6 protein-coding genes are annotated in these 14137 nt (G+C 45.7%); 4 read left to right on the top strand and 2 right to left on the bottom strand.

Features of this window, described 5'->3' with window-relative positions:
- Positions 1 to 78 precede the first annotated feature (78 nt).
- Complete coding sequence (locus QSJ81_RS07455) at positions 79 to 2091, bottom strand: sigma-54 interaction domain-containing protein (protein WP_285716781.1); 2013 nt, start codon at positions 2089 to 2091, stop codon at positions 79 to 81.
- 224 nt (positions 2092 to 2315) lie between these two features.
- On the opposite strand from QSJ81_RS07455, the gene QSJ81_RS07450 reads away from it, so the two are divergent.
- The 4 genes from QSJ81_RS07450 (at position 2316) to QSJ81_RS07435 (ending at position 5162) form a co-directional block, all read left to right on the top strand.
- Positions 2316 to 2984, top strand: coding sequence for a nucleoside recognition domain-containing protein (locus QSJ81_RS07450; protein WP_285716780.1), 669 nt, complete (start codon positions 2316 to 2318; stop codon positions 2982 to 2984).
- Entirely contained in the window at positions 2974 to 3453 is a 480-nt protein-coding gene (locus QSJ81_RS07445) for a YjiG family protein (RefSeq protein ID WP_285716779.1), read from the top strand. Before QSJ81_RS07450 ends, QSJ81_RS07445 begins: the two co-directional genes overlap by 11 nt.
- A 54-nt stretch (positions 3454 to 3507) precedes the next feature.
- On the top strand, positions 3508 to 4704 hold the full coding sequence (gene iadA / locus QSJ81_RS07440; RefSeq protein WP_285716778.1) for a beta-aspartyl-peptidase: 1197 nt from the start codon (positions 3508 to 3510) through the stop codon (positions 4702 to 4704).
- Between the two features lie 284 nt (positions 4705 to 4988).
- A complete protein-coding gene (locus QSJ81_RS07435) occupies positions 4989 to 5162 on the top strand; it encodes a YjfB family protein (protein ID WP_285716777.1) in 174 nt (57 codons plus the stop codon).
- Positions 5163 to 5467: 305 nt separating this feature from the next.
- Here the strand turns inward: QSJ81_RS07435 and QSJ81_RS07430 are convergent, their stop codons facing one another.
- The gene (locus tag QSJ81_RS07430; RefSeq protein ID WP_285716776.1) at positions 5468 to 13831 is read right to left on the bottom strand and encodes a glycoside hydrolase family 94 protein; all 8364 of its coding nucleotides are present in this window, start codon (positions 13829 to 13831) and stop codon (positions 5468 to 5470) included.
- Between the last annotated feature and the right edge of the window lie 306 nt (positions 13832 to 14137).

Raw genomic sequence — 14137 nt, 5'->3', positions numbered from 1 at the left:
GCTTATTTCGTTCCTTATTCGCATTTAGGACTTGACTTTAATTTGCTGTGGTCTACGTTTCTTCTATACTTATTCTTCTTAAGACATTCCCTCATTTTCGTCAAACTCTGGATTGATTCTTAAGCCTTTACGACCTCTTTGTAGAATGACTCGATTTTCGACCTGCATTTTTTGCAACAAATTACGCACCTGATTTTCAGGTATTGCTAAACGTTCAGCTAGAGATCGTCGGCCAATCGAATGGTTTTGCTCATTTGCTAAATTAATTTCATCATAGATTCGTTTGACAAGTTCTTCTTCCGTTTCTTTTGTTAAAAAATCACTCTTATAATTAACCTTAAATTCTTCTGGCAAAATATCAATATCGGGTGGAACATCTGGACAAATATTTACTAGGTATTCAACTACATTTTGTAGTTCGCGAATATTTCCTGGCCAGCTATATTCTAAAAGACAAGAGGCTATCTTCTTGAAATATTGTTCAGCTTCCTCATCATCACTTCTATGCGTATTATTTTTATAAAAAGCCTTTGCTAATAATAAAATATCCTGTCCCCGCGTTCGAAGCGGCGGAACTTTAATAGGCAAAACATTTAATCTGTAATACAGATCCTGCCGAAATTGTCCCTTTTCAATCAAATCTTTCAAATCACAATTGGTCGCCACAATCACTCTAACATCAATAGGAATCAGCTTTGAACTGCCAACTCGCCGTATCTGTTGTTCCTGCAAAACACGCAGTAGCTTCACCTGAAATGCCAACGGAGCATCCCCAATTTCATCAAGAAAAATGGTTCCTTTATGTGCTTCTTCAAATAACCCTGGAGCTCCACCACGCATTGCACCAGTGAAGGCTCCTTCTACATAGCCAAATAACTCTGACTCCAATAAATTTTCTGTTAACGCTGCAAAATTAACAGCAATAAATGGTCCACTATTACGTGGTGAAGCATTATGGATCCCTTGTGCAATAATTTCTTTCCCCGTACCACTTTCACCTTGAATTAAAATCGTCGAACTTGATAACGCCATTTTTTCGGCAATAGCCAGCATCTGCTTAATTACCGTACTTTGTCCAATCACCTGGCAAAGTGTATATTTAGCAAACTTCTGTTCTTGAATCAACTTGCGTCGTACTGACTCTTCCAAACGCCTAATTTCTGAAACATCTTTGAATGTATAAATCCGACCAAGCTCGAAATTTTCTGGATGCATGTAGGCCATATTAACAATCAAATAATGTTGATTTACCATTACCAAAGATTCTCTTATATTGTTTTTTCCATCCAAAATATATAATAAATTTGTATTTGTTATTTGATTTACTGAATGTCCTACTGCCTGCTCTGCTTTTATATTTAATAACCTTTCAGCAACTGGATTAAATACAGAAATTTTTTCACAACTGTCAATTACAATAATTCCATCATGTACCGTATCAATTACAGTTTCAAATTGAGCCCTAATTTTATTACTTTCATAAATTCTCTGATTGTCATTTTTAATTAAACGAATGATATCCTGTACATAATTCGCTGATAAGAAATCCGCATACAGTTCCAATAAATCCAACTGAATTAGTATTTCTAGCAAAGTTGTAATATCGATTAATCGTGTTTTTATATCAATCACTTCTTCAACAAAATCTGGAACAAGTTCTTTTTCACCAGGAGTTACCGCTATTTTTAATCTAGGATAATTAAAAATTTGAGGTGAATACGGATAATAATTAATATGATCAATCCCCAGTGTCTGTAACAATGCAATTGTTTGATTTGCACTTGATGGCAAATCATTAACCAACAGTACATCCGTACCTAATGGAATCTCAAATAATTTATTTACTTCATGATAATTTATCGAACGTCGTGCAACTAATATCGGACAAGTTTTATTCACATAAGATTTCGATCGTTGATATGCAGCTTGACTAGAAAATAAAACGAGATCGGCTTCAATGTTAGTGGGCAGTAGATTACCTTCTATATAATAATTATTAACATTAACTCTGTTACCTAACAATCGATACAATTGTTCACGAAATGCTACGGATGTATTTTGCCCCATGGCAATTACGGCTAGATTTTTCATTAGATGCTCCTCTCTAAAAAGGGAAATATAAAGGGATTAAGAAAATCATCACCCTTTATATTTCCCTTTTATCATTAAGAAGTCCTCTCTTCTTACCGAAAACTCTCTAAAATATAGGAATTGTTTATACAGGAAGAACATATTGATTCTTTTTTTAAAAATTATATTGGCATGAAAGTTGCATTTATAAGCAAATGTACAAAAATTCATATGGAGGCTACATCATGAAACAAACAAATAACTCTACGCTACAAGTTCCCTGGATCGGTTACCTAGCATTCTTAGCCGCTATTGTATTATTTTCTGGAATTTTCTCATCAAGTGACGGTTGGGTGAAAGCGTTCGACTTCAACGTACTCAATGGTTCTTTCGGTAAAATCCAAGGGGCGGATAAAGCTTTCACATTTCGCGGTGTAGGCGGCAGCGGTGCAAGAGATGGTTTCTTATTCGCATTTGAATTAATTCCAGCCGTTATACTCGCTTTAGGTCTTGTTAATGTCGTTGATGGTCTTGGCGGATTAAAAGCAGCACAAAAACTAATGACGCCTATATTAAAACCACTATTAGGTGTTCCAGGAATTACGGCATTAGCAAATATCGCCAATATGCAAAGTACAGATGCCGCTGCTGGCATGGTAAAAGAACTAGTAGATGCAGGCCAAATAACCGATGAAGAGCGTTCTGTCATTATATCTTATCAAACAAGTGCCAGTGCGTTTATTACCAACTACTTTTCTTCTGGAGCAGCTGTTTTTAGTTTTATGCTCGTACCTATTATAGTTCCTATTATTGTTATGTTTACCTTTAAAATCATAGGTGCGAACCTGATGCGTTTATATTTAAAAGCCGTTTTGAAAAAGCCATTGATCGGAGGTATCAATCATGACAACTAAAGAAATTACAGAAAATAAAAATGTTCTTGATTTGTTTATCGAAGGAGCGAAACGTGGTTTTACGATTGGAACCACCAGCCTCCTACCAAATGTTGTAATGGCTTTTGTTATTATTCGTATTTTAGAAGTAACTGGATTATTAAAACTAATCGGTATTGTCTGTTCACCAATCATGGCTTTATGGGGACTCCCTGGAGAAGCAGCTACCGTTATCATCACTTCCATAATGAGCATGGGCGGCGGGATTGGTGTTGCAGTAAGCCTTTATACAAGCGCACATTTAGATGCTACTCAAGTAACAATGCTTGTACCAGCAATTTATCTGATGGGAAACCCTGTGCAAAATATCGGGCGCTGTTTAGGGATTGCTGGTGTCAATACGAAACATTACGCCGCTATTTTTTCTATCTGCGTAATAAATGCACTTCTATCGATTTGGGCAATGCGATTGATTTTAATGTTTTTTTAAGCACTGAGTAAAAGTATTAAACCAGTATATACAATTTATAAGGAGGACATATTTATGTCTAAAACCCAACCATTTTTCAGCTTATTACGCAATGCAAATATCATAGGGCCAGACGAACTAGGACAACAGGATATTTTGATTGCCGGTACAAAGATTGCTGCTATCGGCAAAGATTTAGCACTTCCGCAAGGTTATGACATTCAGGAAATTGACTTGACTGGACACACTATACTTCCCGGTTTTATCGACAGCCACGTTCATATGATTGGTGGCGGCGGCGAAGGCGGCTATGCAACTAGAACCCCAGAAATTCTCCTTTCTAAAGTCACAACATCTGGAGTCACTACTTTGGTTGGCTGCCTTGGAACTGATGGTACAACACGTCATATGGAAAGTCTACTTGCTAAAGCCCGGGGACTTGAAGAAGAAGGGCTTTCCACTTACATTTACACTGGCGCCTACGAAATTCCTACACCCACTATTACAGGCAGTGTACGCAAAGATATCATAATCATTGATAAAATTATCGGTGTCGGTGAAATCGCTATGTCAGATCATCGTTCAGCACAGCCAACAAAAAGTGATTATCAAAAGCTAGCTGCTGAATCAAGAGTTGGCGGCATGTTAAGCGGTAAAGCTGGCATTGTAAACATGCATCTTGGCGATGGAACTGATGGTATGAAGCTTTTATATGAAATTACAGCAAATGGCGAACTCCCAAAATCGCAATTCCTACCCACTCATGTAAATCGTAATGCCAGATTACTGGATGAAAGTATAGAATGGGCTAAACAAGGTGGCATCATGGATATTACTTCTGGTGTCAGCCCAGCCAGTGGATCAGCCAAAGCAATAAAACCTAGTGCGGCTGTAAAAAAAGCGTTAACTGCAGGTGTTCCATTAACACAAATCACAATGAGTTCTGATGGCAACGGCAGCATGCCAATTTTTGATGAGAAAGGCTCTACCATCGGTGTCGGTGTCGCAAGTCAATCTTCCATGCTCGAAGAAGTTCGTGATATGGTACAAAACGAAGGTATAAGTATCAGCAATGCCATTCAAATCGTCACTAGTAATGTGGCAAAAGCTTTAAAATTATGGCCAGAGAAAGGAACGATTGCAGTCGGCTCCGATGCTGATATCATTGTAATTAATAAAGATTTTAACTTAACAAATGTTTGGGCTAAAGGACAACATATGGTAAAAGATAGTAAAGCAATTGCTTGGGGTACCTTCGAAGCAAAAGAGTGAATTGCAAGTAAAGTTAGACATGCGAATCGTTTTTTCCTAGCTGGTCGCATATTTTACAATTGATACACGCCAGCCCAGCCGACTGTATAACCGGAAAAAGGTTAGCCCAGGGCAGTTTTTTAAACCCAATAAGAATCATATCTTAAGATTATCTTCGATATTATATTGCCTCTTCCATCTCTCGGGACAAACAACCTGATCCCGTGTCCATAAATTTTAGGAGGTTCGCCCTATTGCTTAGTTTTGCAAGCGAGAGTACACTGGGAAACAAAGGAGGCGATAAAGTGGACATTGCAGCTTATTCTATAGCCAACTCTCTGATGCAAACGCAAAATGAAGTTGGGATTTCAATATTAAAAAAGGCTATGGACTCTGCAGAAGCAGCTAATTTAAATTTACTATCAATGTTGGTTCCACCTTCTTCAACACTTGGCACAAATGTCGATATAAGCGCCTAGAAAAAAAAATCACCGTAATATTGAACAGCACCTCCTGAGTTAGACTTACTTGTCTAACTCAGGAGGTGCTGTTTATTTACAGGTGGTTCCCCTTCCCTCTATCACATTCCACTGAGCCCTAACTGATAAAAAGGTTCCTTGTCCCAAATAAAGACGCTAGCCTTAAATTGTCTTTATTTTATCACTATGTCAAAGTTAAGAGAAACTACTCAGATCTACTAACTAGGTAGACTCTGAGTAGTTTCTCTTTTATAGTTTTGCATGAGACATATACGCTGCATCGCGCAGCATGGGGTGGAGGTTTTTTACAACGTCAGAACGACTTGATGGGGCTGCCCGTCATCGCGCATTTTAACGTAAGGACCATCCTTCACGTCTTGCTCCGTAAGTGCAACTTCCCGTCCATCAATTTGTAAGGCAATCGCTCCAGCCGACTTATGTGACGGATTTTCAACGGTAATATGGTAGGAACTGTTACCAAAACGGTAACTAACGGAAAACCCTGGCCATTCACAAGGAATGCATGGGCAAATGTACAGTCGGTCACCACGGCGACGAAGGCCGAGAATCGCCTCAACACCCGCCTGATACATCCATCCGGCAGCACCGGTATACCAAGTCCAGCCAGCGCGCCCCTGGTGCGGTTCAGCCGTATAAACGTCCGCCGCAATGGCGTAGGGTTCGCCTGCATACTGCCGTACTTCATTAGGCGTTCGTGTGTGATTGAGAGGATTTAACAGTTGAAACAACTCCAAAGCCTTATCTCCGTTGCCAAGGCCGCACCAGGCGATAATACTCCAGATAACGCCATGGGTATACTGGGCTCCGTTCTCCCGGATACCGGGCGGGTAGCCCTGAATATAGCCGGGACTCGGATTCGTACGGTCAAAAGCCGGTGTTAAAAGACGCGCAACAGAAAGATCCCGATCCACCAGTTCACGGTCGAATGACTGCATCGCCTGCAGTGCCTTTTCTTGTGGTGCCGCCCCGGAAATTACTGACCAGGACTGAGCGATAGCATCGATACGGCACTCCTCATTATATATAGAACCCAGCCATTGTCCGGCGTCGGTGAAAGCCCGCCGGTACCACTGCCCGTCCCAGGCATGCTTATCAAGAGAGGCTCCTAATTGTCTGCATATATCTAGGTAGCGTTCCGCCCGCTCAATAGCACCACGCTGCCGGCATAGATCTGCAAACCGATTTAACACGTCACAGAGAAACCAACCAAGCCATACGCTCTCACCGCGGCCTTCAGCGCCGACATGACTCATACCGTCGTTCCAGTCGCCGATCCCGATCAGCGGCAGCCCATGTTCGCCAAAGCGCTGCACAGCTCTGTCAATAGCACGTAAGCAATGTTCAAAAATAGTGCCCTCTTGAGCAGAGATTTGGGTCGGCTCATACCGTTCATGTTCACCCTCTGATAAAGGTTCACTATAAAGAAATGGTACCGCCTCTTCCAGTATACCGTCGTCCCCCGTATGCTCGACATACCGTCCGGCAGCATAAGGCAACCACAGTAAATCATCGGAAAAACGCGTGCGAATGCCACGCTGCGTCTCTTCATGCCACCAGTGCTGCACGTCGCCCTCCTCATATTGATGCGCAGCATGCAACAAAATTTGCGCCCGTGTTAAATCGGGGCGGGAGTGCAGAAGTGCCAGAGAATCCTGCAATTGATCGCGAAAGCCGTACGCGCCTCCCGCTTGGTAAAAGGCGGAACGTGCCCACATTCTGCAGCCAAGAGCCTGATACAAAAGCCAACCGTTTAATAGTAAATCCATCTCTAAGCAGGGCGTGGAAACCGAAATTTGTTCCAAAACACCATCCCAGAATTTACGTACATGCTCCAAGGCTTGATGGCAAGCTTGGGCTTGGTCGTACTTTTTAGCCAGTTTCACAGCGGCGTCCCGGGAATGTTCCGCGCCGAGCAGGATGTAGATAGTCTGTTCGGCCCCAGGCTCAAGTAAGAGCTTGGTCTGTACCACGCCGCAGGTATCATAAAGCGGTCCCGTTTGGCCTGAAAGGCGCTCCCGGGCCATAGCAGCCGGATTCTCCCAAGTCCCGTTGCGACCGAGAAATTCGCTGCGGTCTGCTGTCCAGGATAAATCCCCAGAGCTGTTATTCTGCTGCGCTTTACCTTCTACTGAAGCCGTTGGCCTAACAGAGGTTCCCATTTGCGAATATACGCCTAAAAAGGCGCATGTCCCCTGAAACTCCTCCTGATATGCATTACGCGCCAGTAGTAACCGAGCAGAATCATCCCACTCTGTGATGATGAAAGAAGCATTTTTCGTCCGCTGTACACCCATCACCCATTCTGCATAATAGGTGATGGAAAGATGCCGCTGCACGGCACTTTTATTCTGTAGCCGCAAATGAATAACCTTGACAGGATCATCTTGGGGAACAAAAACAGTCATTTCGTTCCTGATACCGTGTCCCTCATGACTAAAACAGGTGAATCCCCTGCCATGGTTAATGGTGTAGCCTAAGGCAGAAGACCCGCCCTCCTGTCCGTCGTCCCCTCGTCTTGGCGCAGTAGACCATATTTCGCCACTCTCTTCATCACGCAGATAACAGATTTCGCCTGGCGGATCAAGCACAGGATCGTTAGACCATGGGGTCAGTTTGCACTCACGGCTGTTCTGCCACCAGGTATAGCCCGTGCCGAGTTCGGAGACAAGGCAGCCGAAACGGGGATTGGCAAGCACATTGATCCATGGCGCCGGTAAATAATTGCCGTTTTTAAGCACAATTCGATACTCCCGGCCATCAGGTGAAAATCCTCCCCAACCATTGAAAAACAGTAAGTCTTCTCCGTTATCTGTCACAGATCCAGCAAATCTGTTTACTGACGCTGTCATCCTGAGAGGCTCCGGAAAAGCCACAGCCTTCCGGAGCAGATTGGATTGGGCCTGGAAGCTGGGACCATCTGCCCTGAACACAACACGGGCGGTGGCTAGGAGTAGCATTCTGTCTTCTTCAGGTAGTTGGCTGGAATTTATTATAAAAATCCCGCCCGGGCCTGGACTGTGCCAACCAACGACTTGTTCAACCGCCCGCCGCAGTGTCTCCTGCAAATTCTGCTGGTAGCCTTCCGCCGATTGGTTCAGAATAACCAGATCGAAAAGTAACCCTAAACGGCGCAGATACTCGTGCCCGGTAAGCAGATTGACCACAAGCTGCATATTGACCCGGTCCTCGATCCGTACCAAGATCATCGGCACGTCGCCGGAAACGCCGTAAGACCAGAGGCTGGACTGGCCTTTTACATTAGACAAGATGCTTTGCGCCCGCTCCTGCCGCAACATCGGAGTATACACAATCCGGCCAGCGAAAGTTTGAAAAGCCATAGCCTGAGCAGCAGTCAAATGCAGGTGCTGAAATTCGATTTGACTGCGATTCCAAGCCAGTTGAAATGTTCGTTCCACTACCAGATCTCCAGAGAAACGACTGACAATCTCCAATGCCTCTTCTTTCGTACCTGCCACAGCAGTAACAGCGAACAATTGCACCTGTTCGCCAGGCTTGATGCTCATCCGCCTCCTCATGATAAATGCAGGATCAGCTACAGAACCAACCGTTCCGCGCAAGCGGGAACGAACTCCCAGTGGCAATGCGAGCGTATGCCCCCGTCCTACGAAACTGGCACGGTCAGTCTCATATTCCACCGGCCCGAGGGTTTGGCCTGGGGTCAGCAAGGAGTGCGCCGCCCACAAAGATTTTTCGTCATCCCGCCGGGGTCTGCGTCGAGCTAGCAAGCACTGGGCATCCTCAGCATAAGCCGTTTTGATGAACAATTTACTGAAAGCCGGATGTGCATCGTCGGCCATAGGAGATGCCAGAGCTAGTTCAAGGAAGGTTGTTACTTCCATAATCTTCTCTTCTTTTCCGCTATTCGTAAGCGTCAGCCGCCTGACTTCAGCATTCCATTCCGGTGATACACAAATTTCCAGGCTTGTCTGCACGTCTCCATCCACTCGCATGAAGGTAGCCCGGTCAAGAGCAAACTGCACACGTTGTTCGTCAGACTGAACACGGCAGGGCTGAAATGCCGGTGACCAAACTACATCTCGGGTAACGTCACGAATATATATATAGCTTCCCCAGTTGTCTAGCACCGGATCCTCCCGCCAGCGGGAAATGGCCAAACCTTCGTAACGGCTGAACCCGCTGCCGCTATTGGTTACGGTGGTCGTAAATGTCCCGTTTGACAGAACACACACTTCGGGTGCAAGGGTGTCTGCACTGCGATATTCCCGCAGAGTTACGTTCTCTGCCGGCTTCTTATAAGACACGTATTCACGTGCCAATGCGGGATGTTTAATAATTTTAGGCCTTACTGGAATACGCTCCTGTAGAAGAAGCTCCGCTGCTCGTACGCGCTTGTCACTGTGAAAGCGATCGGTTATTTTTCCCGGTGCCAGCAAGTTAGCAAGTGCCAGCAGACTCATTCCTTGGTGATGGGCCATAAAACTGCGGATGACTTGACTGGCCTGCTTCTTCGGCAGTCGCACTGACGTAAAATCAATGGCTTCATAATAGCCGTATTTTCCCCGGGCGCCAAGCTCATCTAGCCTGCGTAAATCCTGCAGCCCTTGATGCTTAGCAAAAGGTAAGGCAAGGATTGTTGCGTACGGCGCCACAACCAAATCCTGCTCGAGACCGCGCTTGAACCCCAGGCCGGGAACACCAAACGCTCTGTATTGATAGTTCATCTGATAATCAAAGGCATAGTAACCTGATTCTGAGATGCCAAAGGGAACTCCCCGCAGGTGGGCGTACTCAATTTGCCGCTGAACCACCCCACGGTAGGTACTGTCCCAAATGGTTTTCGGATAGGTGCGCATAAACAGCCACGGCATTAAGTATTCAAACATTGTCCCGGACCAAGAGAGCAGCGTAACTCGTTTTCCCACCCGCGTCATAGTCCGTCCGAGGGCATGCCAGTGTGACACGGAAACCTGACCAAGGGCAATGGCAATAAAACTTGACATCCTAGCCTCCGACGCCATCAGGTCATATAGAATTGGATCGGGTTTACCCGGCCCTGGCTTGTAGCCCAAATTAAACAATTTGGCTTTATGGTCATAAAGCGGACGAAAGTCTGTTTCATTGATTAGCATATCTAGGCGGGCCATCAAATTTCCCCCGCGATAGAGCCATTCCTCCCGTACGCTTTGGGCCGATGTACCGTATTGGTCTATTGCTTCCCCTTTCCGTACAGGCGTTAACTCCTCAGCAAAAGCAACATCTAATGTTTCTATCGTTTTACCGTGGACTTTATTGGTACCTGACCATCCATCCCCTTCTAGGTCGGATTTGAGCCATTCCGCTACCCCTTCTTTGACAGCGACCAAACAGACAACGAGATTACCGGAATCTACCGTTGAGACGTACATCGGCGGCAACGGCTCCAATGTAACAGTATCGTACCAGTTATAAAGATGGCCTTTCCATTTATCCAGGTGCTCCACTGTGCCAATCGTACGCTCCAATCGCTCAATTAAACCGGGCGTATCGATAAACCCTAAATCCCGCGCAGTCAGTGTACAGGTAAGGTAAAGCCCAATGTTAGTCGGCGAAGTGCGGTGAGCAATTCCGTTAGGTGGCTCCAATTGAACATTATCAGGTGGTAACCAATTCTCTTTGTCAGTAACGTAATCCTCAAAGAAGGTCCAAATCTCTTTTGAGAGTTTTTGCAGTTCTTCCTGCTCATTCGCCGCCAGCGGTTGCTCAGGTTGCTGCACAGGTTGGTTCAACCAGCGGATCGCAAAAGGAGCAACGGCCCATAAAGCACAAAACGCCAGGCCTGTCCACCGCAGAGCCGGAACGGTACTAGTCGCCGTCGCCAGCACAAAAAGAAACACTACCCCATAGCCTCCATACATTCCCATCAACACGGGGTAGCGCCCACCCCGCTGCCTGCGTTCGACCTCCGCCGCACTCACCCATTCAAGTAAATGACGTTTTGTCACAACTAAACGGTACAAAGTTCTGACGATTGCATCCAGCAAAAGCACACTCTGAAACGGCATTGTCATTATGCTTACCAAAACTTGAGCGGCGGTACCCAGTAAACTCCGCGGATGCCCAATAACCCACCTCACCGCCACCAACTGGCGAAGTAACGGCAACAATAAGGTAGCGACCATAAAGACAATCCAGTGACCTGAAGAACCTGGCAGTACGTTCATCCCAAGCAGTAGTATGGCAAACAGCACCGGAGGCAGCACACTGCGCCGCAAATTGTCAATGATCTGCCAGCGGGTGAGAGAGGATAAATCAACCGGCAGAACTATTCCCCGGCGATCGGCAACACTGTGTAACAGCCATGGAATGAGTTGCCAGTCCCCACGCACCCAGCGGTGCATTCTCATTTGATAGGCACTAAACACAGCTGGATGGTCATCAATTAATTCGATATCTGACAGTAGACCAGCGCGTAAAAATCCACCTTCTAGCAAATCATGACTAAGTACCCGGTTTTCCGGGATGCGCTCGCATAAAACTTGCGCAAAAGTATCAACATCAAATATACCCTTTCCCGTAAAAATGCCCTGACCCAATCCATCTTGGTATGGGTCGGAGGCGGCAAAGACATATGGATCGATTCCCGGGTCCACTGACCACAGATAAGCGAAGCGCGAGCGCAAGGCCGCGTCGTGGCTAATGCCAATACGTGGCTGCAATACGCCGTATCCCTCGACGACCCTTGTCCGATTATGGTTTAGCCGTGGCCGATTATAGGGCAAATGCATGGTACCGATTATCCGTTGCACGCTTTCCAACGGTAGTTCCGTGTCCGCATCAAGGGTGATTACGTAACGGATTCGCGGCAAGACGTCTGTGTCTCCAACTACAAAATCATAGGTTGTATCAGTCTTTCCTTTAAGCAGTTCAACAAATTCCACCAATTTACCCCGCTTGCGTTCCCAACCCATCCATACTCCCTCGGAAGGGTTCCACATCCTGCGGCGCTGAAAGAGGTGAAAGGTGTTCCCATCAGGGCCAGAGTATGTGCGGTTTAACTCCTCAATAATTGCGCAGGCGGCAGCATGAATAGCAGCATCTTCCGGCAGCTTTTCCTCACTTGCATCGGTAAAATCGCCTAGGAGAGCAAAATGAATATTCGAATAGCGGTTTGCCAAGTAGTGTAGTTCCAGCCGATCCGCCAATTCCTGCACCTCTTTGACCGTGGACCAAATAATGGGAATGACCACCATTGTTGTTGCATCCGGTGGAACACCGCGCGAGAAATCGTACCGGAGTAGCGCCCGTGGCTGCCTGATGCATTCTATAAGCCAGTGTGCCGCCGTGATGGCCCATTCGCTGACAGGTAAACACAGCGCCAGTATAACGATCACCCACTGGGTAATGGTAAAGCTTGAGCCCCCGGATACCCACCAGGCAAATCCAAGAAGGAAAACCATGAATAATCCTGTCAGAGCAGTAAAATATGTACCAGTGGAACGACGTAACATTTCTAATTCCGGTAAATGCGAAGGAGTGCCACAGATCTTCAGCGCATTCCGCAGTTCCTTGACGCCATCCGCTTCGAGCAGATAGTATGCAGCAAATACCTGGCGTGGCATTTCGTCCAGCATAACCGGACCGCATGCTGCCTCGCTTACTTTTGCACACTCTATACACGCCTGTTCATATTCCTTCGCAGCAAGCTCGACGGCCTGCTGCGCCACTAGATTTTCCGGCACATGCAGGCGAAAGGCCAAATTTTCAAGACGCTTACGTAGCACGTCGCGGCTTGAGAAATCAAGAAGCTGGTATGTACCTGTATTTTCTCCACGCAGTGTATGTTCAACCATACAAATCTGTTCAAACCGTTCTTGCCAATCCAAGCGGGATATTTTACGCAGACTTCCCATAAGGTTACCTGTAGATACTTGATAGGCTGCCTGAAGCTGATACTCGTAGGAAACAATTTGATCCAGGCTTTCGGGGCCATTTTCTAACTTGCACATTAGCCATTCCCGCACAGTTGCCGAATCATCTGCCCACTCACGCAGACGCCTGACCAAGTAGGCAATCTGGCAGCCAGAAAGCAACATATCCCGGCCTGCTTCTTCAAGAGCGACCTTTAGCACTTCCGGGTTTAACTTCGCCGACTCCAAACGTGCCAGCAGCCGTTCGGTTAAAGTACACACTTCGCGCCGTTCGCGAACTAGTTCCATGACTGCGACCAGGCGCCGGATTAAGGCGATACGCAAAATAAGCGGGACAGCCCACACCTCTGCTATAGTCAAAACTGTTACTTCCTGGTAAAAATTGATATATGAGATGAGAGAATCCTCATCTAGATGCCCGTCCACATGCTCGAGATAGTCAGCACAAATAGATAGTATCCTTGTTTTGCCGGTCTTACGTAAATCGGGCAAATTTCGCAAAAAGGCACCAGGAAGCTGATGACGGATGACCAGCACCTGTTCGTCGATGAATTCAGCATGATCCAAAAGCCATTCTTCTGCGGGCTGCAAACAACTTGCATCACCTTCCTGTAGAGAACGAATAAATGCGCGTAATTTTTCAATGTCGGCATAAAAATCCCGCCATAGGCGCTTTGCTGGCCAACGTCTCACATAAGGATCATGAGTCAATGCAAGTTCATGAGCTTTTTGTCGGAGTTGTTCTGTATGTAAAAGCATAGTCCTCCCAAAGACAATCAAAGATTGAAATGTAATTATCGTTTATTCCATACGATACTGCTGGTAGAAATAGATTCATTAAAAATATACCCCTTTGCAGTACTAATTATTAATTGTAAATTTCGGTAATTTCTATCATAAAGCGCATTTCATAGGACAGTGGCGGCGTATGTGACACTTGGGACGTTCGAAACCACCGAAAAAGTCAGCAGCAGAAGGGGCAGGCTTCTGGCCCCATAAAAAACATTATTTTATCGGTATGTCAAATAAAAGAGAAGCTGCCCATAAATCTACTAACATGGTAGA

Source organism: Pelosinus sp. IPA-1, assembly GCF_030269905.1.
Classification (GTDB): Bacteria; Bacillota; Negativicutes; order DSM-13327; family DSM-13327; genus Pelosinus.
The sequence above is the reverse complement of the archived record's forward strand: the minus strand, read 5'-3'. Positions and strand labels throughout refer to the sequence as shown.